This window comes from Bacillus cereus group sp. BfR-BA-01331 (assembly GCF_022663915.1).
In the GTDB taxonomy this organism is placed as follows: Bacteria; Bacillota; Bacilli; order Bacillales; family Bacillaceae_G; genus Bacillus_A; species Bacillus_A mycoides.
Window position 1 is genome coordinate 64,779 of record NZ_JAKUGJ010000008.1, and the last position, 23,613, is coordinate 88,391.

The following is a 23,613-nucleotide window of genomic DNA, read 5'->3' on the forward strand; positions in this document are numbered from 1 at the left end:
CTTATCTCATTCAGCTAAAAAGAATCCGCCCTCTAAAGTAGAGAGCGGTCATTATTTACATATCTTTTATTTCGCTAATTCATGAATTGCCTGAGCATAAATCGCTGTCGCTTTTAATAAATCTTCAATTTCAATGTACTCATCTTTTTGATGCGCAAGTTCTTCTTTTCCTGGGAATAACGGGCCAAATGCAACGCCAGCTTTCAATGAACGAGCATAAGTACCACCGCCAATTGCTAACAATTCAGCTTTTTCACCAGTTTGTTCTTCATATACACGTTGCAAAGTACGAATTAACGTATGGTCTTTGTCAACGTGATGCGGGCGAGAGTTAGAATAATCCGCTACTTCAAATCCATGAGTACCAACATATTCTTTTAACTTTGCAATTGTTTCTTCAAAGTTAGTTGTAACTGGATAGCGTACATTTAATCCTAAATTACCACCGTTTTCTTGCGAGTAAGACAAGCGACCAACATTCACTGTTAACGGCCCGCTAATATCATCTTTATAAGAAATACCAGCTTTTTCTCCAATAATATCACCCGTAAATGTTTCTGTTACAAACGAGGCAAATGAAGCCCCTTTTCCATCAAGAGAAACTTTCGTTAAGAAGTTTACCAATAATAAACCTGCATTTTCTCCCTTTTCCGGAGTAGATCCGTGAGCTGAAATCCCTTTGATTTGCAACGTCACCGTCTTTCCTTCTACAAGTGCTTTACCTATTTTTTTAGCAGTTTGTAAATACTCCTCATATGCTACTGTAAGTGTATTTACATCTTCTCCTGTAATAACTGCTTCTGCAAAATCAGGAACCATATTTAAACGACGACCTGACTCAAATGAAATAAGCTTAAATGTGCCTTCTTTCTCTTCGCCATCACTTTGCACAACTTGTATGTCAGAAATTCCTTTTTCCGCATTAATAATCGGAAAATCTGCATCCGGCGCAAAACCGATTGTTGGCATTTCTTCATTTTTAAAATAATGATCTACACACTTCCAATTACTTTCCTCATCGGTTCCTAAAATCATACGAACACGTTTTGAAAGAGGTAAGCCTAATTCTTTAACGATTTTCATCGCATAATAAGCTGCCATCGTCGGCCCTTTATCATCAATTGCACCGCGTGCAAAAATCTTCCCGTCGCGAATATCCGCACTATACGCAGGAGTTGTCCAGCCATCTCCTTCTGGTACAACATCAACGTGACAAAGAATACCTACTAGTTCTTCTCCTTGTCCCATTTCAAGATGACCTGCATATCCTTCTAAATTTTTAGAAGCGAAACCTTCTGCTTCTCCTTTATGTAACATGAAAGATAAGGCTTTTTCTACACCTTCACCAAATGGTGCGCCCTCTTTCGCAGATTCTTCTTCCCATACACTTTTAATTTGTAAAAATTTTTGTGTATCACGAATTAAATCATCTTTTCGTTTTGTAACTTCTTCTGTCCAATTAATCGTCGACATCACGCATCCATCCTTCACTATATTGTCTCTTTCATCATAGCAAACGAAAATCTCTTATGCCATACATGAAAACCTAATAACGGACAATTGTAATATTTCAGATATTTCTTATTAGTTTTTCTTTTATTTTTTTAAAAAAATTTGCAGGAATTTGGCGTTTTACGTAGAAATTTATGAGTTAGTTGACTGACCAGACATAAAATGTCAACTACCAATATTTTTCTATATGAATATTTGTTAAACTTTTGTAAAATTTAAGTAAGTTAAAGCATGAATTTTATCATGTAGAGTACAATGGTAGTAACGACCTTCTTTCCTGAATGGGGTCAAAAAAACTAGTAGAGGAGCGGTTTTCTCTTGAAACCTACAACTACTCGTATGCTAACACGCATTAAATCAATTTATATGTACATCAATGAAAACGGTACGGTAACAACGAAAGACCTTGTAGATGAGTTCGGGATCACACCGCGAACAATACAACGTGATCTAAATGTGTTGCAGTTTAATGAACTCGTGTATAGCCCTTGCCGCGGCAAGTGGACAACGACAGGAAAGAAAGTGAGAATGACCTCATAATAAAAAATAATTGTATGTAAATAAATACATACCCCTTTCTAACTCATTAGAAAGGGGTCTTTTCTATACTTTGAAATTGGCGTTACTTTTCGTTATCTACTTGATACGTCTTTAACATTTCTACTTCTTCATCTGTTAATTCACGATATTGCCCAAGTTCTAACTCTTCATCTAACATTAAAGGTCCCATCTCTGTTCTCTTTAAATAAACTACTTTTTTCCCTACCGCTTCAAACATACGCTTCACTTGATGGAATTTTCCTTCTGTAATAACGAGTTCAATCTCAGAAATATCATCACTTTTTAAAATTGTAAGTTCGCCTGGCTTCGTTTCATAGCCATCTTCTAAAATTACACCTTTAGCGAATTCTATTACATCCTCTTCCGTTACAACACCTGAAATGTGTGCATAATACTTTTTCGGCACATGCTTTTTCGGAGATAATAGTTGATGCGTTAACTTCCCATCATTTGTGATTAATAAGAAACCTTCTGTATCAATATCGAGCCTTCCAACAGGGAATGGATCGAAAATCGCATCTTCTAATTCTAATAAATCTATTACTGTTTCGTGGTTATCATCTTCTGTCGCTGAAATAACACCTTGTGGTTTATGCATCATTAAATAAACAAACTCTTTATATTCCACAACTTCACCGTGAATCATAACCTCTTGCTCTTCTACATTCACATGAAACTTCGCATCTTTCACTGGCGTTCCATCAATCTTCACAACGCCGTCTTTCAGTAATTTCTTTACTTCTTTTCTACTTCCGTGTCCCATATTCGCTAATAATTTATCTAATCTCATGTTCTTCACCTTCTTTATTTATCATAGAAAAGGGGACGTATTTACGCCCCTTTTGATTTCAACTTTATTTTGAATCTACTACCAAGTTTACGCTGGATTTTCTCTAAAGCTTCTCCGCCAAATACTCTTTCTAGTACTCCTGTGCGAATCGCTAACAATCCGTAAACAAGACCACCAATACCTGCACAAATCGCAACTGTAATAAGAGCACCAATACGGCCATCAGGCGAAATCATGAAGGATAGAAGCCATTGTGATAGTTTTACAGCAATAACCATTACAAGTGTTAAGACTGCAATTTGGAATGTTCTCTTATATACAACACCAAATGAATAGTGTGCGTGTTTTTTGATTTGTCTATTCGTATACCATACGGAAGCTAAGAAGCCGACTGCAGTAGCCAAGATCGCCCCAACTGTACCGAAATAACGAATAAAGATTACGTTACATGCAAATTTCAAAATAACACCCATCACAAGCGCAATAACCGCATGTTTCTGCTGGTTAATCCCTTGCAGAATTGCTGCTGTTACTGTGAATAAAGCGAATAACAATGCAACTGGCGCATACCACATTAATACTTGTCCACCTAGTGGGTCTGAATCGTAGAAAGCAGTGTAAATCGGATATGCAAGTGTAGAAATACCGACAACTGCTGGCAATGTTAAAAACATATTCGCCTGGAATGTTTGTGTAATTTGTAATTTCAAATAACGGTATTGCTTTTCAGTAAATGACTTTGTAATCGCTGGCACGAGCGTTAAACTAAACGCTGTTGCAAGTGATACTGGAATCATAATTAATTTATGCGTCCACATCGTGAAAATACCGAGTGCTCGCTCTGCGATATCTCCTTGACCAATCGCCTGCATAATAGAGTTAAATGTCAATGTATCAATTTGTTGATATAAAGGAATTGTTAATCCAATTACAACATAAGGGATTGCATATGCAAACAACTCTTTAAACAATTGAGCGGTACTTACCGTCGATTCTGGTACAGTTTGCTCAATTAAATATTGATCTAAATATTTTTTACGTTTTAACCAGTACCAAATTAATACACCAAGTGCTCCAACTGCTGAAACGAACGCAGCGAATGTCGCAACCCCAACTGCCGTTGCTACTGTACCGCCAAGTACTTTAATAACGATGAAACTACCCGCTAATAAAAAGACGATACGAATAATTTGCTCAATAATTTGTGAAACCGTAGTCGGTCCCATCGATTGGTGGCCTTGGAAATAACCACGAATCAAACTTGCTGCCGGCACAACAATAAGCGCAAAACTTACGAGGCGAATAATCGTCGTAACTTCTTCTATCTTATTTTGTAAACTTTGTTTACCAAGCATTGCTTCTGCAAATAATGGTGCGGTCATGTACAGTACTAAGAAGGAAAGAACTCCTGTTACTATCATCATAACCATTCCCGAGCGGAACATTCTCCGACTCGTTTTATAATCCCCAAGTGCATTATATTTGGAAACAAACTTAGAAACAGCAAGCGGCACTCCTGCCGTTGCGATACTTAAAAATATCGTATATGGAATGTATCCATATGTATAGAGCGTTCCGCCTTCTGTGCCTACTAATGCATGAAACGGAAAAACGTAAATCATGCCTAAGAACTTTACTAAAAATGTCCCTAACGTCACAATAAGCGTTCCGCGCAGAAATTTTGAATCGGACATACGAAAATCCTCCTACATCTACAATAAAGTGAAACTATAATTAGTGGGAGACTCCCCTCCTACTAATTATTCGAGCATTTACGGACCTTTTTAACTCCCTCTTTACTTCTCATAAATCTTAAGATAGTAGTCTTATTGCCCATAAATAGCAGGATAATGCTGAACTCTAACTTTTGTATTGTACCACAATTCTCCTCTTAAGCAGTACTTCACTCTATTTTTCTTTTAAGGGAAAACATGCTATTCTTTTAGGCAGGAAATGTAGAAAATGAGGTCGATATATTATGCATTATGATGTTATTGTCATCGGCGGCGGTCCTTCAGGGCTAATGGCTGCAATCGGTGCTGCTGAAGAAGGCGCAAGCGTCTTACTTCTTGATAAAGGAAATAAACTAGGACGTAAACTTGCGATTTCTGGTGGTGGTCGTTGTAACGTAACGAACCGTCTACCACTTGATGAAATCGTTAAACATATACCTGGAAATGGTCGCTTCTTATACAGTGCTTTTTCTATTTTCAGTAATGAAGATATTATTACATTCTTCGAAAATCTCGGTGTACAACTGAAAGAAGAGGATCATGGCCGCATGTTCCCCGTATCAAATAAAGCGCAATCTGTTGTAGATGCACTGTTAACACGATTAAAAGACTTAGGTGTGAAAATACGTACGAATACGCCTGTCGAAACGATTGAGTATGAAAACGGTCAAACGAAAGCAGTTGTATTACAAACAGGCGAAGTGTTAGAAACGAATCACGTCGTTATCGCTGTTGGCGGAAAATCTGTTCCTCAAACTGGTTCTACTGGAGACGGATACGCTTGGGCTGAAAAAGCTGGGCATACAATTACAGAACTTTTCCCAACAGAAGTACCAATTCTTTCAAACGAACCGTTTATTCGTGACCGCACATTACAAGGTCTTGCTTTACGAGATGTAAACTTAAGTGTATTAAACCCGAAAGGAAAAGTTATCATTTCTCATAAAATGGACATGCTTTTCACTCACTTCGGCCTATCTGGTCCTGCTGCTCTTCGCTGTAGCCAATTCGTCGTGAAAGCACTGAAAAAGTTTAAAACGAACACAGTGCACATGAGTATCGATGCACTGCCAGAAGAAAATAGCGAGCAACTATTCCAGCGCATGCTGAAACAAATGAAAGAAGATCCGAAAAAAGGAATTAAAAACGTGTTAAAAGGTTATGTGCCTGAACGTTACTTCTTATTCTTATTAGAAAAAAATGAAATTGATGGCAGCGAACAAGCTGGACAAGTTTCTCACGAGAAGATTCGTGCACTTGTGAAAGACTTTAAAGAATTTACCGTCCATGTAAATGGTACGCAGTCAATTGAAAAAGCATTCGTTACTGGCGGAGGTGTATCCGTTAAAGAAATTAACCCGAAAGAAATGGCTTCGAAATTCACGAATGGTTTATACTTCTGCGGAGAAGTTCTTGATATTCACGGTTATACTGGCGGCTATAACATTACATCTGCCCTTGTTACTGGCCGAATTGCCGGAACAACCGCTGGACAAAATTCGAAAATGCAATATTAAAAAAGAAACAGGGACTCCTGTTTCTTTTTTTAGTATGTTGGAATAGCAAAGCAATACACGAAATTATATCGGCGATACTTTAAATATGTCGACCGTTTCTTCAAAAATATCCCTTCCTCCTAACTTCCCATTGCTTTTTTGTTGCTTTATATACCTTAGTAGCTTTATATTTTATATTGTTGAATATTCGAAAAAGGGTAAGGGGAAAACAAATGAGAAAAAAAGTCATGATGTCTTTAATGCTAATGACGTTTCTTTCTGCGGTAGAAGGAACGATTGTTAGTACAGCGATCCCTCGTATAACGAGTGATTTGTCAGGCGTCGAACTTGTTAGTTGGGTATATGCAATCTATATGCTTGCAACAGCTGTTTCGACTCCAATATACGGAAAGCTAGCTGATTTATTCGGCCGTAAAAAAGTTCTGCTCATCGGAGCAACAATCTTCTTAATCGGTTCTGCACTTTGCGGAGTCGTTACATCAATGGAACAATTAATCTTCTTCCGTGCTCTTCAAGGTATAGGGGCTGGTGCTGTTATGCCGATCACAATGACGATTATTGGAGACCTATATAGCGAAGCGAAAGACCGCGCGAAAGCACAAGGCTGGATGAGTGCAGTTTGGGGTGTATCTGGTGTTATTGGGCCGTTAGTAGGTGGATTTTTAGTTGATTCTCTTTCTTGGCGCTATATTTTCTTCTTAAACGTTCCTTTTGGAATTATCGCTTGCTTAATGTTTGCCACTTCTTATAAGGAATCTGTTAAGTCCGCCGCTAAGCAACATATCGACTATCTTGGTGCGACAGTTTTCTCATTAAGTACAATTGCTTTACTATACGCATTATTAACAGGTAGCAGTAAGCAAAACTGGGGAGACATTTCAATTATCGGCCTATTAATCTTTGCCGCTGTTTCATTCATTATTTTCTTATACATCGAGAAAAAGTCTCCGGAACCATTAATTCCGCTAGCACTTTTCTCTAACCGTACATTATCTACAATAAACATACTAACACTTATTGCTGGCGCAATGATTATTAGTATTACAGTGTATCTTCCAATTTGGAGCCAAGGTGTTTTAGGAAAAAATGCGACAGAGGCTGGACTCATTTTAATGCCGATTCCTGTTATGTGGACATTCGGTGCTATGTTCTCCGGCAACTTAGTTGGCAAGTTACAAACGAAACAAATTATTTTACTTGGAGCTAGCATTTTATCAGTTGCTACTTTCTTATTATTTACATTATCAACAGATTCACCATCATTCCTTATTTATGTTGCAGTCGGATTATTCGGCTTAGGAATGGGGCTTGTTACACCAATTTACATGGTAACAATTCAAGCAGCTGTACCGGCGAATACGCGCGGAACGGCAGTTGGTTTAAATACATTTATTAATACATTTAGTCAAACACTAGGAGCTGCAATCTTCGGAACGATCTTCAATACGATGATTCATGCACGTGGCATTAAAAACCTTGATCTTGTTTCTTCTGGCGGACATGGAGGGGCTACAGCAAACGTAGCAACCGAATCACAATCCGCATTAGCATCAAGTGTACACGTCATTTATATGAGCACTTTCGTATTAGCGGTATTCACATTAATTATCGCTTGGATCCTATTAAAGCCAGCTAAACAAACAAGTGAACAATAAAAAGAGGATGACCATTTTGGTCATCCTCTTTACATAAAATCTACTCTTCATTCTCCACAATATGTTTAAGCATGGACAATTTATTATCCCAAAATCGTTCATAATACGAGAGCCACTGCTGTAATTCCTCTAATGGTTCTGGATGCAAACGATATATCTTCTCTCTTCCGCTCTTTCTTCCACTCACTAAATTCGCTTCTGAAAGAATATGAAGGTGCTTTACAACAGCAGTACGACTCATCGGAAAATGATCCGTTATTTTTGAAATCGGTAACTCTTTGTCACTTAATAACCGTATTACTTCTCGGCGGGTTGGATCAGCAATTGCTTGAAATACATCATATTTCGCTACTGATGAGGACACTTAGCCTTCGACAACCTTTTTCAGTTTTTCATTTACAATCGCTACCCAGCCGCCGCTCATTCTATCGCGAATAATAGAGCTCTTCGCATTCGCTTTCGGAAGGATTTCATCAGGATGTTTCCAGCCGCCGTGAATTAACGTAAATTCTGTTTTACTATCTCCTAAGTCTTTCAAATTAAATGAAACAATCCAACCATCTGTATCCCATGAGAAAGATAAATGATTTGGCTCATCAATCTCTAACACTTTACATGGTGATGGTCCAAAAGGTGATTGCACATGAAACTCATGTCCTACCTTTAATTCAAAATCATTTGGCATAAACCATGACGAAATTCCTTCTGCAGTTGATACTACATTCCATACCTTTTGAATAGGCGCGTTAAAAACGATTGTTTGTTTAATATCATTTAATGTATTTTGTTGTTCCATTTTATATCTCCTTTATTCGGCATTAAAATATAACACCTTTTAGTTTCACTTTAACAATATAACACCTTTTGGTTTCATGTCAAGAAAGACTCTTTTTCACTGTTGAGAAATTCTCAACATTTTTTCAACAGGACAAACACCCTCTCACCATTCCTTCATAATATACTCACAAAGGCAATGAAAAATAGAAAATTCCCTCAACATGAACCCTATCACTCCTATTGAGAGAAGCGCCTAACTTATCTCATCTGTACTTCGTCTCTCCTCCTTCCCTCGGGGACAATACGCGAGATATGTAAAGATCAGAAGGAGTATGCCCGCCATTTGGGTAGGTAGTTATTTCTCTTCTCCTCAACATTTCCTTAGGAGCGAAATGACTACCGACCCACTTTTTTAAACAAAAATAAAAAGGAGATGAAAGCTATGTTCTATTGCATTAACTGTTCCGAAATTCACCATGAAAAACACCCGAATGATAAAGTTTTCAAAAACGGTTTTTATATTGATCCATTTTTAGGTGATCGTTATCACCTCGGTATGTGCACTGATGCCCAGGATCATGAAACAGGAAAAGTTCTTTTAACGGAAAAGAAAACAGGCGCAACACAATCTATTATGAATATTTTACCGACACATGTTGTCCCAACGTAAAGCATAAAAAAGAGCTGGCTCCCCAGCTCTTTTTTATGCTTTATAAACAATCATCGCTGAAAAACAATAAATTTGATTTTCATCATCGTTAATTGAAACACCAACTTGATACTTTATATCTACAAAATTTCCATCATCAATTTTTTTCAAAAATACATTTACAGCGTCTTCTAAGTCTTTTTCATGACTTTCATCAAACACTTTCACACGAATCATGTTAACACCATCCTAGATCGCAGCCCTCCGCCGCTTGTTTATTGCCACGGTGCGTATCTATGATGCGATAAAACTTTCCATCTTCATATATATATCCGTCTTCTAACACATATTGTTTATCTTCAGTATAGACATAAAACTTACCTATCATAAACTTACTCGTATATAATTCCAAATAATCTTGCCTAAATTTAGCTACCACTTTATTTGTAATATCAATTCTAATTGTGCGCCCCACCTTCTATCCCTCCCTTGCAAAGAACGGATTTAGGTATATTGTATTAGCGATTTTATATTTTATGCTTAAAAATAAGTGGATATGCTCTCTTTCTGCGCCTGTACTATTTTTCTAAAAAAATTCCCCCTATTTATTCAACTTATAAGAGCAAAAAAACAAACAAAAAAACGACTTTTATATATTGACTACAGCATATCAGATGTGATATTATATAAAATTTGACATTTTTATCCTAGTATGTTATCATTAAAAGTAGTTACCACATACGGAGGTGGATGATTTGTTTCAAATTGGTGATAAAATCGTTTATCCAATGCACGGTGCAGGAATCATCGAAGCAATTGAAGAGAAAGAAATATTAGGCACTACGCGTCAATATTGTGTTATACGCATCATTAGTAAAGATATGCAAGTAATGCTTCCGATGAATCAATTACAAAAATCAGGTATACGTTATATCGTCGATAAAGGTACGTTAGATGGTATACTTCTTGAATTTCATCATGGGGAATCAGACCCCTCACTCTCTTGGAAACAAAGATATACAATGAATATGGAAAAAATGAAGAACGGCAATCTTCAAGATAGTGCAGAAGTTGTTCGTGATTTACTTCGTCGCAATAAAGAAAGAGCATTAAATGCGAGCGAAAAACAAATGCTAGATAATGCGCGTAAAATGGTTATTAGTGAAGTTGCGCTCGTACAGAATGTTTCAGAACATCAAGCAACAGAATTTCTTCAAGATACAATCAATCATTAATTTTAAAAATAGCCGACCGCTATTTTTTTTTGCGTAAAAAAGGCCAAAGAGTTAAATCTCTTTGGCCTTTCATATTACCCACGCCCCGCTTGAAACGATGGGTATAAAGTCATTCCACCATCTGCAAATAACGTAATTCCAGTTACGTAACTTGCCTCTGCTGAAGCAAGCCACGTTGCTACTGCTGCGATTTCTTCAGGTTTTCCAATGTAACCCATTGGAATCATACTTTCTACGTCGTCACGTTTTTTCGGGTCAGCAAATTTTTCAGCATTAATTGGCGTATTAATTGCACCAGGCCCAATATTATTTACCCGAATACCTTTTGGTGCATATTCTAACGCTAACGTTTCTGTCATAAGCTTAATCCCCCCCTTACTAGCCGCATAATGCACAAATAATGGCCACGGGATTTTCTCATGAACACTAGACATATTAATAACCGAACCTTTAATATCGTGTTCCACAAAATATTTAATCGCTTCACGACTTCCTAAAAAAGCACCTGTTAAATTTGTATGAATTACTTTATTCCAATCCTCTAACGGCATTTCATGCGACGGTACCGCGTTTTCTATCCCCGCATTATTAATCATAACGTCGAGCGTACCAAACTCTTTCACAGCAGATTGAATGAGATTTACAACATCTGCCTCGACCGTCACATCACCTTTTACAGCAATCGCTTCTCCACCTACCTTTTTTATTTCGTCTAATACATCGTTCGCTTCTGACTCTCTTGAGCGATAGTTAATAACAACTTTCGCCTTCTCTTTAGCAAATCTTACTCCCATGGCTCTTCCAAGACCAGTTGCTGATCCTGTAATAACGACGACTTTCCCTTCTAAATCGCTATACATTTTAATACCTCCTTAACCTTTCGCAATCCCCAGCATAATTCCAGCTGCAATGATAAAAACGATACCAATAACAATCCCAGTTAATTGACGCTTCGTTTTCCTTTCACCTAATATAAAGATCCCGCCAAGCGTCGAAATAATAATTCCCATTTGTGAAAGGGAAAAGCTTGTTGCGACCCCAACTCTTGGCTGCGAAATGAATAAAAACATATTTCCAGCTGCCCAAATCAATCCTGGAAGAATATTTCGAATCGCATATTTATTGAATGGATGATGTTTAAATGTGAGTAAAATCCCGCCTAATACCATACCGACCGCTTGTGGTAATAAAGCCGACCAACCGTTCACGTTAAATAACCGGATAACTACTACGTAAACTAAATAACCGACTGTTGAAATTAATAAAATAATAATTCCTTTTTTAAAATTTCCTGCTTGCTCTGCATTCTTCTCTTCTTTACTTTGAAGCGATGTTAAAATAACCCCGATAATAATACAAACGAGCGCCAAAACTCCAAGAACGACCGATATCGTCGTTGACCATTCATGAAACACGATAACCCCAAATAATGTTGTCGCGACTAATTGAAGCCCTGTTGAAATCGGCATCGTTCTAGAAACACCCATTAAATCAATACTTTTTAATTGATTCGCTTGACCAAGTGCCCAAAATAAGCCAGATACAATTCCAACTCCAATAACGGTCGGAGTTAATACCGGCTTCATAAAAATATAAACGACAATTGAGAAGATAAGTGCACCGAACGTTGTACCGAGCGTTTGACTATACGGCCCCCCGCCTAGTTTCACGTTAAATAGCACAATACTCCCCCAAAATATAGCTGGTAAAATCGCTAAAAGTATATCCATCGCTCATTACCTTTCTCTACAAAATGTCATAGGTTATCGCTCTAAATCATTAGAGTGAGCTTTTATTTTTTCGTTTTTTCGTGCACAAATCTTTTCTACAATAGCACCAGAAACATTCTTTTCTCGCTCCACTTTCTTTATCTTTATGTGATCTAAATTGTCTTCCAAAGTAAGTGTAACTTTATCATTCGGCGGATTATGTGCCCCTTGAAATGTAAGAAATTGTATCGTAACTTCAAACCTAGGAACAAACTCATCTTTCTTGCCTAGACGCTTTATATTTGTAACTGAGTCACATTCATATTGATCTTCTGTCACTTGCCTTATAACCGAGTAATATCGATTCAGTAACGCACTTTCTAAAAGCTGTTCCGTCGATTCTTTTGCCAAAGAATTGCTTGGAGAAAAGAAAAAAACAGAACATATCATTGCAATCATTACACATATCTTTTTCATAACTTCCTCCTTTTCCTATAAGATAGTGTTCTCCAAAATGCCATAAAAAAACGACTTTCCCTATTTAGGAAAGTCGTTTTTTATAGCATAAATCCAATATTAACCACCACTCACTGGTGGTATTAGTGCAACTACATCACCAGATTGTATCGTATCATCTTCATTCGCGTACTCTTCATTAATCGCAACCATAATTGGCGCTGACACTGGTACATTATATTCTTTCGCAACAATATCTTTTAACTCTGCAACAGTAATATTTTCTTTCTCTATTTGTAATTCACTCGTTCCTGCTTCTTCTTGCAAGTTCGCAAATAACAATACTCGAATCATATTTATAACTCCTTCCCAGGCTCTCCTGCTGGATATGGTGTTTTTTCTAATTGGTCACCAATCCATGAGTCACCATCTTCCCAAAATTCCTTTTTCCAAATTGGAACAATTTGCTTAATACGCTCCATAATATATTCATTCGCTTCATAAGCCTCTTTGCGATGAGGCGTTGCTACAGCAACAACAACCGCTATATCAGAAATTTGTAGCGTGCCGATGCGATGCGTAATCGCAACATGTGTACCGGGCCACTTCTCCTTCACTTCTGACCCAATTTTCTGTAGCATCTTTTCTGCCATCGTCTTATAAGCTACATACTCTAAGTATAGTGTACGACGCCCTTTCGTAAACTCCCTAACTGTCCCGATAAATGTTGTAACAGCACCACATTCACGGCGAACTACTTTCTTTGTCACCTCTTCAATCGAGATTTCTGTATCAATTACTTCATAATACGTATTTATCATTTTGCACCCCTAGCCGTTTGTAAAAACCAGTCTATATACAATCTTTCTTCTGTTATATGAAATACTTTATATTCTTCTCGTACATTTGACGGAGCATCATACCACGTAATAACTGCCGCTATATTTTCTACCTTATGTAAAAGTTCAGCGTCTTCCGCAGAACGAAGTAACACTATTTTTGGATATTCCTCAGCTTTATAGCCCTCTATTAAAATCGTATCTACTTCAAAAAATTCGTACAAGCGGATAATTTCTTGCAAGGACCATTCATCTCGCAAAGAGGACAAAGATAGTAATCCAGCACCTTCTACACTACTTACTACAGCACCAGCTTTTCTGTGTCTTTCACTGTCTTTTTGCGCTACTTCAGGAAAGCCCCCGTGACCATGATGTTTAATTGTAGCAACCTTCATTTCTCTTTCAGTTAATGCATGCACCATCTTCTCTACAAGTGTTGTTTTCCCGCTATTTTGATACCCTACTATTTGTAAGATTGAAGAGGCTTTGCCCACGGCCAATCACTTCCCTCAGAGCATTCTAACAATAATACAGACACTTTCATTCCTGCTTCAAATCCTCTCGTTCCTCCAGGCAGCACGATAAAAGCATTTGCATCCGCAAGCGAAGAGACCGCACTCGATTTATCTAAACCGACTGGCATCGCTTGTAGTGCCCCATTAACAATACTCGCTTTCGCTCTTACAAAACGAGTAAACGGATTTGGTTTCGGGAAATCTTTTTGTAAAATAGCATCAGTTCTATATACGTGAGGCTCCTTCGCATGCAAATACGTTTTCATAATTGGATGTACAAATAATTCGAAACCTACATAACAAGCTGACGGATTACCTGATAAACCGAAAAGTAACTTTCCATCAACTTCAGCTACTGTCGTTACACTTCCAGGTCTCATCGCTATTTTATTAAAGAGTACATTCGCCTGTAACCTTGCATAAATAGCCGGTAAGTAGTCGTAATCTCCTACTGAAACACCGCCCGTTGTAATTAAAATATCAACCTCACCCATCGCTGATTTAACGGCTGTAAAACATGCATCTAACTCATCAGCAAGTTGTCCATAGTAACGCACTTTTCCGCCAGCTTTCATAATTTGAGCGGCAATCATGTAAGAGTTACTATTTCTAATTTTTCCTGGTTCTAACGCCTCATGCACTTCTAGTAATTCGCTGCCCGTCGTTACAATACCGACAACAGGCTGTTTTACAACTTTCACAGTGCTATATCCAAACGTCGCTAATAATGCGGCAACACCTGGATTGATTACAAAACCTTTCTTAACGAGGACTTGATTTTGTTTTATATCTTCTCCTTTAAATGACACATTGTCACCGTTTTGGAAAGGACGTTTTAACTTCATATATGTACTTTCGTTCCTCTCGAATCCTTCCGTCAGTTCTAGCATTACGACTGCATTGCAATCTTCTGGAATAGCTGCTCCTGTCATAATACGAACCGCCTGAAAAGCCCCTACTTCTTCTGCAAAAACAGATCCTGCTCCGATCTCTCCTATTACTTCAAATTCAATCGGATGCTCTTGACCCGCTTCCTTCGTGTCTTCTGCTCGAATTGCGAAACCATCGTAAGGAGAACGATCAAAGTGAGGAACGTCGTGATCTGAGACAACATCCTCTCCAAGAATCCTCCCGTAACTTTCTGTAATAGAAACTTCTTCTACTTCACCATGCTTAGCATATTTCATAACCCGCGCTACTGCCTCAGCAACTTGAATCGGGATTCGTTTTTCTACCATTGTTTCTCACCTCATATTTGCAAAATATCTAATCTCGATTACACTTTATATATTAAATCGCAATTACTTCAAGGAGGAATTCCATGTCTTCATTCACACATTTCAACGACCAAGGACGCGCTAAAATGGTTGATATAAGTGACAAAAAAATAACCGTTCGAACAGCAATAGCATGCTCTAGCATTCTCGTTACAAAAGAAATTTTTGATAAAATCTCACGCAACGAAATTGGTAAAGGTGACGTATTAGCTGTCGCACAAATCGCAGGTATTATGGCTGCAAAACGTACTTCTGATATTATCCCAATGTGCCATCCTTTATTATTAAAAGGAGTTGATGTCTCTTTCGATTGGAAACAGTCAGAAGAACAATATCGGCTACTTATTGAAGTAAAAGTTAAAACAGAAGGTAGTACCGGCGTTGAGATGGAAGCTTTAACAGCTGCTTCCGCTACCGCTCTTACTGTATATGACATGTGTAAAGCCGTTGATAAGGGTATGATTATTGGCGAAACGTACTTACTTGAAAAAACGGGCGGAAAAAATGGAGATTATATTAGAAATTCTTAATCCTACCTTTTCCATTTGAACCTAAAGGATTCCCCTTTAGGTTCAGCCTATATATCTTGCATATAGTCGTTTCGCAACATTCATATCATTCGTACCATGAATAAACGCCCTGCCATCTGTAAATAAAACAAAACGATATTCTTCCACTGGAAATGATAATAAATACGGCGTTGCTTTTACATCCACACTTTTTTGTAAGCGCTTTTTAATTTCTTCTAAATTAAAACCCTGACGCACACCTGGACGGATTTGAACTGTATTTCGCCCACATAATACTTCTGTTTTCGTTTGTGCTTCAAATGTTAAACTCGGATATGTACGTAACTTTCCACAAGATAAACATGTATCCTTTTTCTGCCTATTCACTTTAAATGCCATCTGCTGATTATTCCAAAGATCAAATGATAGCATCGTTTCACGAAGTGCCTCAAAATCTTCTACTAATATTTTCAAGGCTTCCGTTATTTGATGTGCAACTACTAATTGCACTGCTGGCTGTATAATACCGGCCGTATCACATGTCGCTCCGCTCGCTGGATGCTCCATTAAACATCGAAAACACGGCGTTTTTCCTGGCAAGATTGTATAAGTTACTCCGTAGCTTCCAACGCATCCTCCGTATATCCACGGAACGTTATACATCTGCGATATATCATTAATAAGAAGGCGCGTTTCAAAATTATCTGTCGCATCTAATATTAAATCTACACCTTTAATTAATTCTTCCATTTCTTGCACCGTTACATCAGTCACAACCGGTACAATTTCTACTTCGGAATTAATTGCCTTTAAATGTTCTGCTGCCGCTATTGCTTTCGGTTTATAATGCTTTGCATCTTCTTCTGTATATAATTGTTGCCTTTGTAAATTACTCCATTCTACATAATCACGATCCGCAATTGTTATTTTTCCAACACCTGCTCTAACAATTGCTTCTGCATTCGCTGCTCCGAGTGCACCAGCACCGATAACGAGCACATGCTTCCCTCTTATTTTCCGTTGCCCTTCTTCCCCAACACCAGAAAATAACATTTGTCTTGAATATCGCTCTTGCATACGACATCCCCCTTTCTTATCCTCCTATATAAGACATTTCAATTTTCGGACGATTTTTCGCACTTTCTTCTGTCCGTTCATCTGAATATCGATCTTTTCTATTCTCCCATACATATTGTATAGCTTTTAATAACTCATTATCCGAAAGGTTCTCCCTCAGAAGTTTCCTTAAATCCATTCCTTCTGTCGCAAACAAGCAAGTATAAAACTTTCCATCTGCCGAAATTCTTGCTCTCGTACAAGAAGAACAAAATGACTCAGAAACAGAGGTAATAAAACCAACCTCTACATTCGTTCCAACGTATCGATACCGCTTCGCAACCTCACCAAAATAATGAGCTTCAGCTGGCTCAATTGGATACACCCCATGAATCATATCAATTAATTCTCGTTTCGTAATAACTTGATCAAAATTCCATCCATTCGTACTGCCAACATCCATAAACTCAATAAACCTAAGCGTGATTCCTTGTTCTTTAAAATACGTAGCAACCGGAAGTACTTGATGATCATTCATTCCTTTTTTCACAACCATATTTACTTTCACTTCAAGGCCTGCTTCTTTCGCTGCCATAATTCCTTTTAACACTGGCTTCGTATTCATATTCCGGCCATTAATTGCGCGGAACACATTATCATCTATCGCATCCAAACTAACATTTACTCGGTGTAACCCAGCTTCTTTTAACGCCTTCGCTTGCTTCGTTAAATGAATCGCATTTGTCGTTAATCCTATATCTACTAAACCGTCAATTTTCACGAGACGTTCGATAAGTTTTGTTAAATCCTTACGGAGCAAGGGTTCGCCACCAGTAAGTCTAATTTTCCGTACACCGATGCTAACAAATACTTTTGCTAATCGCTCGATTTCATCAAATGTCAGTAAAAACTCATCTTTCAAAAAAGCATAATCAGGACCAAACACTTCCGCTGGCATACAATACGTACAACGTAAATTACATCGATCAATGACAGAGATGCGTAAATCTTGAAGTGGGCGTCCGAAAAAATCTTTAACCTTCTCCTGCATCGCCACTCTCCCTTTCTGCCAAATTTATACCTCTCTTCATTCTATTATAATATATTTTTGAACCGCGATGTTTTTGCTAAGGTGAATAAAGTGAAACTTTAATCAGTGGGGGTTTTGTCCATCCCCACTGATTATTAGCCCACAAATAGAGGGATAAAAAACCTTGAAACATAAAAGTTCCAAGGTTTTTTTGCTTATTAACTTAATCTAATAATAGTTAGAGTAGCTCCTGGCGTTGTCGTAGATAATGTAGCTATTGCAACTAATCCAAATAACTGCAGACTAATAGTAGCTCCAGCAGGCAAGTTAGCAATTATTGGTGCACTAAATGAACCAGTAGCCACTGTCGGGGAGTTTATCGTTCCCGCAAGCGGACTGCCATTTACGGTTATCCGAGAACTGACAAGTAATCCTGCCGTTAAATTAATTGTATAGGCTATATAATAATTCCCTGCATTCGCAACTGTAAATACAGTATTTCCACCACTAACGGTTATTCCTGGTCCAATATTTTGATTGTTCGGTAATGGGATATTCGTACCGCCTAATAAAACGGAAATAGCGGTTCCTGATGTATTATTCGCAAATGCATACGTTGCAGTTGTACTAACTCCAGTCACTCCAGTTACCCCGGTCGCTCCGGTCGCTCCTGTTGCTCCTGTTGGACCCGTGCCTCCCGTTGGACCTTGAATTCCTTGTGAACCTGTTGCCCCCGTTGGACCTTGAATTCCTTGTGAACCTGTTGCCCCCGTTGGACCTTGAATTCCTTGTGAACCTGTCGCTCCTGTTGGACCTTGAATTCCTTGTGAACCTGTCGCCCCTGTTGGACCTTGAATTCCTTGTGAACCTGTCGCCCCTGTTGGACCTTGAATTCCTTGTGGGCCTTGCGCTCCTGTTGGACCCGTGTCCCCGGTTGGGCCTTGTGGACCTTGTAAACCTTGCACACCTTGCGGACCGGTTGGACCTATTTCTCCTTGCACACCTTGTATTCCGGTTGGGCCTTGTGGACCAGTCGGACCTTGCACTCCTTGTATCCCTTGAATTCCCTGTGGGCCTTGTGCTCCGGTTGCACCTGTTGCCCCTTGTATCCCTTGTGGGCCTTGACCTCCTTGGATTCCTTGAGGACCTGTTGGACCTTGGATTCCTTGCGGGCCTTGAATTCCTTGCGGACCTTGATCTCCCGTTGCTCCCGTTATACCTTGTATCCCTTGTGGACCTTGAACACCTTGCGAACCGGTTGGGCCTATGTCTCCTTGTACTCCTTGTATTCCTTGTGGCCCCTGCAGCCCCGTTGCTCCGGTTGCACCAGTTACTCCAGTTGCTCCGGTCACACCCGTCGCCCCTGTTGCTCCCGTATCTCCTACTCCTCCCGTTACACCTGTCGCTCCTGTCGGACCAGGTGGTCCACCGGATGGACCTGTCACTCCCGTCGGACCTGATGGACCTGTTGGGCCAGTCGGTCCGGCTGGGCCTCCTGATGGACCCGTTACACCTGATGGACCCGTTACTCCAGTTGCTCCTGTAGTCCCTTCCCCTGTCGCCCCTGTTGTACCCGTATCTCCAGTTACTCCTGTCGGCCCTTGGATTCCTTGAATTCCTTGTGGGCCTTGCACCCCTTGCGCACCCGTCGGTCCTTGAATTCCTTGGATTCCTTGAACTCCCTGTGGACCCATTGGACCTGTTGGACCTATATCCCCTTGAGTACCTTGCACTCCTTGCGGGCCCTCTGGACCTGTTGCTCCTATATTCCCTTGAACACCTTGAACTCCAGTTGCTCCTTGTGCTCCGGTTGCTCCTGTTATACCTTGAATCCCTTGTATTCCCTGAATGCCTTGTGGACCTTCTGGACCCGTTACTCCTATTGGTCCTTGAATTCCTTGGATTCCTTGTGGGCCCTCTGGACCTGTTGCTCCAGCTGGTCCTGGCACTCCTTGTATTCCTTGCGGACCCTGAAGTCCTTCTGGGCCTTCTGGGCCTGTTGGTCCTATATCACCCATTGGCCCTTGAATTCCTTGGACTCCTTGTGAGCCTGTGTCCCCGGTTGGACCAGGTACCCCTTGAATTCCTTGTGGGCCTTGATCTCCTGTTGCTCCGGTTATACCTTGAGGTCCTATGGCCCCTTGTATACCTTGCGGACCTTGATCTCCAGTTGCTCCCGTTATCCCTTGAATTCCCTGAACCCCTTGGATTCCTTGTTCACCAGTTACTCCTGTCGGACCAGGAATACCTTGAATACCTTGCGGACCTTCTGGACCCGTTGGTCCAATTGGCCCTTGAACCCCTTGTATTCCTTGCAGGCCCTGTGCTCCTGTTTCTCCTGTACTTCCACTCGGACCTGTATTTCCAGTCACTCCCGCACTTCCAGTTACTCCAGTATTTCCAGTCGCTCCAGTCGCACCTGTACTTCCACTCGGTCCACCTCCTGGACCTGTCGCACCAGTTGCCCCAGTCGGACCTGGAGGTCCTCCAGATGGGCCAGTTATCCCTGTTGGACCTGTTATTCCAGTCGGACCACTAATCCCCTGACCAGTCGCTCCTGTTGCTCCCGTATTTCCACTCGGTCCTTGTGGGCCTTGTATCCCTTGAGCTCCTTGTATTCCTTGTGAACCTGTCGCACCCGGTACCCCTTGCACTCCTTGAATTCCTTGAGGTCCCTCTGGCCCGGTAGCTCCAATCGGCCCCTGTAATCCCTGTATCCCCTGTATACCTTGTGCCCCAGTCGCTCCGGTTGGACCAATTGGACCTTGTAACCCTTGCACTCCTTGAGGTCCTGTCGCTCCAGTTTCTCCCTGTGGTCCCCTTAATCCTTGTGGTCCCTGCTGTCCTTCTGGTCCTGTTGCACCCATTTGTCCAGCTGGCCCTTGAATCCCTTGCACTCCTTGAGGTCCTGTCGGGCCCATCGCCCCCATCGGACCTTGAAATCCCCTTGGTCCTTGTGGGCCAGTCGGGCCTTGTGGACCGGTTGGACCAGTAATCCCAATGCCAGTAAATCCCGTTGGAACGGGGGGAAAAGTAGGTCCAATAAGATTCGGTGAAATTCTGAAATTAGAGTTTAATGAATTTTGTCTATCGCGCTCTTTCACACTTTCACCACCTACACACCATCTTTTTTACTTTAAACAAACCTCTTCTTCTTAATATGTATTTACAAAAACAATCTCAAAGACTATTTTTATTTTAAATAATAAAAACTCCCTTAATTCCTTAAGGGAGTCCAGCAACTGAATCCATATTATCTGTATTAGGGACAGCTTGCGATATACTCGACACATTTGTACCTTGCCCCATATTTGTTCCCGTTACAGTACCAGCAGGGGTACCTCGTGTATAGGTTGTCGTCACCGAATCTCCCGGTTGTAAACAAAGCTTCGTCTCCGTCCCTATTACTGTAACAACATCAATCCAAGTGCAACCCGTTGAACCACTATACGATTTCGAAGCAGTAAATGAAGTATCACTCAAATTATCCCCTGTAAATATATTCCCAGTATTATTAACGATAATAAATTCTTTAATACGTGCAGGCATACTTACACTCTACCTTTCCTTTATGAACCTAATGTACGTGTACTCGTCGCTAATGGCGGAAGAAACACTGATGTTCTAATCACAGCTTCTGGCTGTCGTTTTCCATTTAAAAAAACAGCCGCACTCGATCCTCCAGCACCCGCATATATTTTCGATACAGCAAAAGGTGCGATATTATAACAGTCGCCAACATTAACAGCCCCTGTATTATTAATAATTTTTACTTTACGCATGTTAATCCCCATTTACCCCTCCCCCTTTTGTATACTGTATGCAAAAGAAAAAAACTTGAAACAGACTCGTTTCAAGTTTTTGCAGCTACTTATTTAGTTTCACCTTCATATTGAAGCATACCGCCAACCATATTCACCGTTTTAAATCCTTGCTCATTTAAATAATGGCATACATTTTCACTACGCATTCCCGAACGGCAAATAAAGATATATTCATTCTCTTTCTCAAAGAAATCCACTTTATTTGGAATATCGCCCATTTTAATATGTACAGCTTCTGGAATTTTCCCTGCCGCTACTTCTTCATCTTCCCTTACATCTACTAAAAATAATGTTTCTCCATTTTCTAAACGCCCTTGCACTTCTTCTGTAGTAATTGTTTTTACTTCTGTCATATGTAGTTCCTCCTTATATACAATAAAACCTTCAGTTTCTTCTTTAAACAATCATTTCTCATCAATTTTAGCACGCGAAGGAAGGAACGCAAAGAATGGAACATTTATTTCTCAATTTTCCAGCAAAACTTATTCTTTACAAACATAACTGACGCATTGTATCCTCAATATACTTGTTTGATGAAAGGAGCCAGTTAAAATGACACTTTTTCTTTTCATTATGGGCATCATTTTCTTAGTTTTTGCAGTTATTGCTCTTAGTATGAAAAATAATAAAAAGATAAAATCCCCTCAAGAAATGTCATTCTTATTTCTATTACTTAGTATAGCTTTCTTCGGTTTATCAATCGCTTCATATATTTTCCGTCTGCAAATCATGTAAAAAAAGGTGCCTACTATAAATCATGCACCTTTCCACATTAATTATTTCCTACACAAAACTAGATACTTTCCGGTTTAAAAACTCATAAATTTTCTTTTCAAATAAATGAACATCTAACGCTCCTGCCATATGCCCATTTATACTTTCTATCTCATATACTTCTGCGTACTTCCCTTGCTTTTGCAAAATATCTACCATTCTATAATTGTAACGAGGCGGCTGAAGTAAATCTTGTTTGCATGGAATCATGAGTACATTCGCTTCAACCTTAGAAAGAGCCTCTTCTAAGGAAGAAAATCCATGTGCAATATCATGTAATAAGACCGCTTTCGCAGTATACATCCATGAATTTGCATCTACTAAATCTATACTTTTACATGTCACTTTATTTATTTCTTTCTCAAATGATGTTAATGCAGAAAATTGTTGATAAGGTTCCATTTCTATACTGTTCCGCGGGAATGCCATTTCATAAAAATGTTCATCGAATGCATTCATAAACATCATTTTATTCGCTAAATGAAGCCCCTTCATTGGTTGCTCCTCTCCGTACTTTCCGCCTTTCCAATCTGGATCAAGCTGAATTGCTTCAATCGCATTTTGCGCTACATTTCCCGACGTTATAATTGGATTTTGCGGATTTGTAATAACTCCAATCATTCGCTGCACCATATGAGGATAGTGGACAGCCCATTGCTGCGCAATCATCCCACCTGCCGATGGTCCCATTACAGCATGTAAACTAGCAATCCCCATATCTTTTATTAACTCATATTGCATACGTGCTACATCTAAAAATGTGAAAACTGGAAAATCCATCGCATACTCAAAGCCAGTCATCGAATTTATCGATTTTGGTCCCGTTGTAATCACATATGGGTTCTTCACTTGTACATTACAAAGGTTATCAGTACATATAACGAAATATTTATTTGTATCAATTGCTTTCCCGGGTCCAATTAATCCATCCCACCAACCGGCTTCCTCATCATGCTCTGTATATTTTCCTGCCGCATGACTTGTTGCACTAAAATAGTGACAAACCAAAATCGCATTTGATCTTTCTCTATTTAAAGTACCGTACGTCTCATACCCCATTTGAACAGGAATCTCCCTACCATTTTCAAACACAAACTCTTTTACAACAAACTTCTCCTTTTTTACAATTTGCACAGACTCGCCTTCTTCCCGTCATATTATGAACTGCTTACTAAAGGTTTTTTTCTATGCAAAC

At 39.5% G+C, this 23,613-nt stretch carries 28 protein-coding genes; 7 read left to right on the plus strand and 21 right to left on the minus strand.

Translation table 11 applies throughout. From position 1 onward, the window contains the following. Positions 1-66 precede the first annotated feature (66 nt). Complete coding sequence (gene pepV / locus MR155_RS16320) at positions 67-1,473, minus strand: dipeptidase PepV (protein ID WP_242310556.1); 1,407 nt, start codon at positions 1,471-1,473, stop codon at positions 67-69. Between the two features lie 357 nt (positions 1,474-1,830). Between pepV and MR155_RS16325 the strand changes: the two genes are divergently transcribed. After that, on the plus strand, positions 1,831-2,052 hold the full coding sequence (locus tag MR155_RS16325) for a DeoR family transcriptional regulator (protein ID WP_000805512.1): 222 nt from the start codon (positions 1,831-1,833) through the stop codon (positions 2,050-2,052). 82 nt (positions 2,053-2,134) lie between these two features. Here the strand turns inward: MR155_RS16325 and MR155_RS16330 are convergent, their stop codons facing one another. Both MR155_RS16330 and MR155_RS16335 read right to left on the minus strand, forming a co-directional pair. Continuing rightward, on the minus strand, positions 2,135-2,863 hold the full coding sequence (locus MR155_RS16330; protein WP_002034388.1) for a pseudouridine synthase: 729 nt from the start codon (positions 2,861-2,863) through the stop codon (positions 2,135-2,137). A 41-nt stretch (positions 2,864-2,904) separates the two neighbouring features. Further along, entirely contained in the window at positions 2,905-4,557 is a 1,653-nt protein-coding gene (locus tag MR155_RS16335) for a putative polysaccharide biosynthesis protein (RefSeq protein WP_002089053.1), read from the minus strand. A 284-nt stretch (positions 4,558-4,841) separates the two neighbouring features. Here MR155_RS16335 and MR155_RS16340 point away from each other — a divergent pair, with 284 nt between their 5' ends. Together MR155_RS16340 and MR155_RS16345 are read left to right on the plus strand one after the other, a co-directional pair. After that, positions 4,842-6,113: a BaiN/RdsA family NAD(P)/FAD-dependent oxidoreductase gene (locus MR155_RS16340; protein ID WP_219301226.1), complete on the plus strand. Its 1,272-nt coding sequence runs from the start codon at positions 4,842-4,844 to the stop codon at positions 6,111-6,113. Positions 6,114-6,325: 212 nt separating this feature from the next. Beyond that, complete coding sequence (locus MR155_RS16345) at positions 6,326-7,768, plus strand: MDR family MFS transporter (RefSeq protein ID WP_044444001.1); 1,443 nt, start codon at positions 6,326-6,328, stop codon at positions 7,766-7,768. A gap of 40 nt (positions 7,769-7,808) precedes the next feature. Here the strand turns inward: MR155_RS16345 and MR155_RS16350 are convergent, their stop codons facing one another. Together MR155_RS16350 and MR155_RS16355 are read right to left on the minus strand one after the other, a co-directional pair. Then, positions 7,809-8,132 (minus strand): ArsR/SmtB family transcription factor, encoded by a 324-nt coding sequence (locus MR155_RS16350; protein WP_113935762.1) that lies wholly within the window; start codon positions 8,130-8,132, stop codon positions 7,809-7,811. Further along, positions 8,133-8,564, minus strand: coding sequence for an SRPBCC family protein (locus MR155_RS16355; RefSeq protein WP_219301224.1), 432 nt, complete (start codon positions 8,562-8,564; stop codon positions 8,133-8,135). It abuts the gene before it with no gap. Positions 8,565-8,987: 423 nt separating this feature from the next. On the opposite strand from MR155_RS16355, the gene MR155_RS16360 reads away from it, so the two are divergent. After that, positions 8,988-9,215: a DUF3973 domain-containing protein gene (locus MR155_RS16360; protein WP_002138690.1), complete on the plus strand. Its 228-nt coding sequence runs from the start codon at positions 8,988-8,990 to the stop codon at positions 9,213-9,215. Between the two features lie 33 nt (positions 9,216-9,248). Here the strand turns inward: MR155_RS16360 and MR155_RS16365 are convergent, their stop codons facing one another. Both MR155_RS16365 and MR155_RS16370 read right to left on the minus strand, forming a co-directional pair. Beyond that, complete coding sequence (locus tag MR155_RS16365) at positions 9,249-9,431, minus strand: sporulation protein Cse60 (protein WP_000621746.1); 183 nt, start codon at positions 9,429-9,431, stop codon at positions 9,249-9,251. A 1-nt stretch (position 9,432) separates the two neighbouring features. Beyond that, entirely contained in the window at positions 9,433-9,669 is a 237-nt protein-coding gene (locus tag MR155_RS16370) for a DUF2553 family protein (RefSeq protein WP_002089059.1), read from the minus strand. A 280-nt stretch (positions 9,670-9,949) separates the two neighbouring features. On the opposite strand from MR155_RS16370, the gene MR155_RS16375 reads away from it, so the two are divergent. Then, positions 9,950-10,429, plus strand: coding sequence for a CarD family transcriptional regulator (locus MR155_RS16375; RefSeq protein WP_002089061.1), 480 nt, complete (start codon positions 9,950-9,952; stop codon positions 10,427-10,429). Between the two features lie 74 nt (positions 10,430-10,503). Here MR155_RS16375 and MR155_RS16380 read toward each other — a convergent pair whose 3' ends face one another. From MR155_RS16380 to MR155_RS16410, 7 genes are all read right to left on the minus strand, one after another. Then, on the minus strand, positions 10,504-11,289 hold the full coding sequence (locus tag MR155_RS16380) for a glucose 1-dehydrogenase (protein WP_219301223.1): 786 nt from the start codon (positions 11,287-11,289) through the stop codon (positions 10,504-10,506). Between the two features lie 12 nt (positions 11,290-11,301). Then, entirely contained in the window at positions 11,302-12,159 is an 858-nt protein-coding gene (gene glcU, locus MR155_RS16385; RefSeq protein WP_219301222.1) for a glucose uptake protein GlcU, read from the minus strand. Between the two features lie 33 nt (positions 12,160-12,192). After that, positions 12,193-12,615, minus strand: coding sequence for a DUF3888 domain-containing protein (locus MR155_RS16390; RefSeq protein ID WP_002089063.1), 423 nt, complete (start codon positions 12,613-12,615; stop codon positions 12,193-12,195). A 99-nt stretch (positions 12,616-12,714) separates the two neighbouring features. Beyond that, positions 12,715-12,948 carry a molybdopterin converting factor subunit 1 gene (gene moaD, locus MR155_RS16395; RefSeq protein WP_000621795.1) on the minus strand — a complete coding sequence of 78 codons (234 nt, stop codon included), beginning with the start codon at positions 12,946-12,948 and terminating at the stop codon, positions 12,715-12,717. Between the two features lie 2 nt (positions 12,949-12,950). Beyond that, positions 12,951-13,415 (minus strand): molybdopterin synthase catalytic subunit MoaE, encoded by a 465-nt coding sequence (gene moaE, locus MR155_RS16400; RefSeq protein WP_219301220.1) that lies wholly within the window; start codon positions 13,413-13,415, stop codon positions 12,951-12,953. Further along, the gene (gene mobB, locus MR155_RS16405) at positions 13,412-13,933 is read right to left on the minus strand and encodes a molybdopterin-guanine dinucleotide biosynthesis protein B (RefSeq protein WP_219301219.1); all 522 of its coding nucleotides are present in this window, start codon (positions 13,931-13,933) and stop codon (positions 13,412-13,414) included. Before mobB ends, moaE begins: the two co-directional genes overlap by 4 nt. Further along, the gene (locus tag MR155_RS16410) at positions 13,897-15,186 is read right to left on the minus strand and encodes a molybdopterin molybdotransferase MoeA (protein WP_219301218.1); all 1,290 of its coding nucleotides are present in this window, start codon (positions 15,184-15,186) and stop codon (positions 13,897-13,899) included. Before MR155_RS16410 ends, mobB begins: the two co-directional genes overlap by 37 nt. Before the next feature lie 83 nt (positions 15,187-15,269). On the opposite strand from MR155_RS16410, the gene moaC reads away from it, so the two are divergent. After that, the gene (gene moaC / locus MR155_RS16415; protein WP_002129484.1) at positions 15,270-15,755 is read left to right on the plus strand and encodes a cyclic pyranopterin monophosphate synthase MoaC; all 486 of its coding nucleotides are present in this window, start codon (positions 15,270-15,272) and stop codon (positions 15,753-15,755) included. Positions 15,756-15,797: 42 nt separating this feature from the next. Here the strand turns inward: moaC and MR155_RS16420 are convergent, their stop codons facing one another. The 6 genes from MR155_RS16420 to MR155_RS16445 all read right to left on the minus strand — a co-directional run bounded on the left by MR155_RS16420 (position 15,798) and on the right by MR155_RS16445 (position 21,997). Then, positions 15,798-16,811 (minus strand): molybdopterin-synthase adenylyltransferase MoeB, encoded by a 1,014-nt coding sequence (locus tag MR155_RS16420; protein ID WP_002067678.1) that lies wholly within the window; start codon positions 16,809-16,811, stop codon positions 15,798-15,800. Between the two features lie 16 nt (positions 16,812-16,827). Then, positions 16,828-17,841, minus strand: coding sequence for a GTP 3',8-cyclase MoaA (moaA, locus tag MR155_RS16425; RefSeq protein WP_002138702.1), 1,014 nt, complete (start codon positions 17,839-17,841; stop codon positions 16,828-16,830). Between the two features lie 197 nt (positions 17,842-18,038). Further along, the gene (locus tag MR155_RS16430; RefSeq protein WP_242310558.1) at positions 18,039-20,924 is read right to left on the minus strand and encodes a BclA-related collagen-like exosporium protein; all 2,886 of its coding nucleotides are present in this window, start codon (positions 20,922-20,924) and stop codon (positions 18,039-18,041) included. Positions 20,925-21,045: 121 nt separating this feature from the next. Next, on the minus strand, positions 21,046-21,369 hold the full coding sequence (locus MR155_RS16435; protein WP_002089076.1) for a hypothetical protein: 324 nt from the start codon (positions 21,367-21,369) through the stop codon (positions 21,046-21,048). Positions 21,370-21,389: 20 nt separating this feature from the next. Then, positions 21,390-21,614, minus strand: a complete 225-nt coding sequence (locus MR155_RS16440) for a spore germination protein (protein ID WP_113935770.1) — start codon at positions 21,612-21,614, stop codon at positions 21,390-21,392. A gap of 77 nt (positions 21,615-21,691) precedes the next feature. Continuing rightward, positions 21,692-21,997, minus strand: coding sequence for a rhodanese-like domain-containing protein (locus MR155_RS16445; RefSeq protein WP_242310560.1), 306 nt, complete (start codon positions 21,995-21,997; stop codon positions 21,692-21,694). 199 nt (positions 21,998-22,196) lie between these two features. On the opposite strand from MR155_RS16445, the gene MR155_RS16450 reads away from it, so the two are divergent. Continuing rightward, positions 22,197-22,379 (plus strand): hypothetical protein, encoded by a 183-nt coding sequence (locus MR155_RS16450; RefSeq protein ID WP_002129493.1) that lies wholly within the window; start codon positions 22,197-22,199, stop codon positions 22,377-22,379. A gap of 48 nt (positions 22,380-22,427) precedes the next feature. Here MR155_RS16450 and MR155_RS16455 read toward each other — a convergent pair whose 3' ends face one another. Then, entirely contained in the window at positions 22,428-23,552 is a 1,125-nt protein-coding gene (locus MR155_RS16455; protein WP_242310562.1) for a homoserine O-acetyltransferase family protein, read from the minus strand. Between the last annotated feature and the right edge of the window lie 61 nt (positions 23,553-23,613).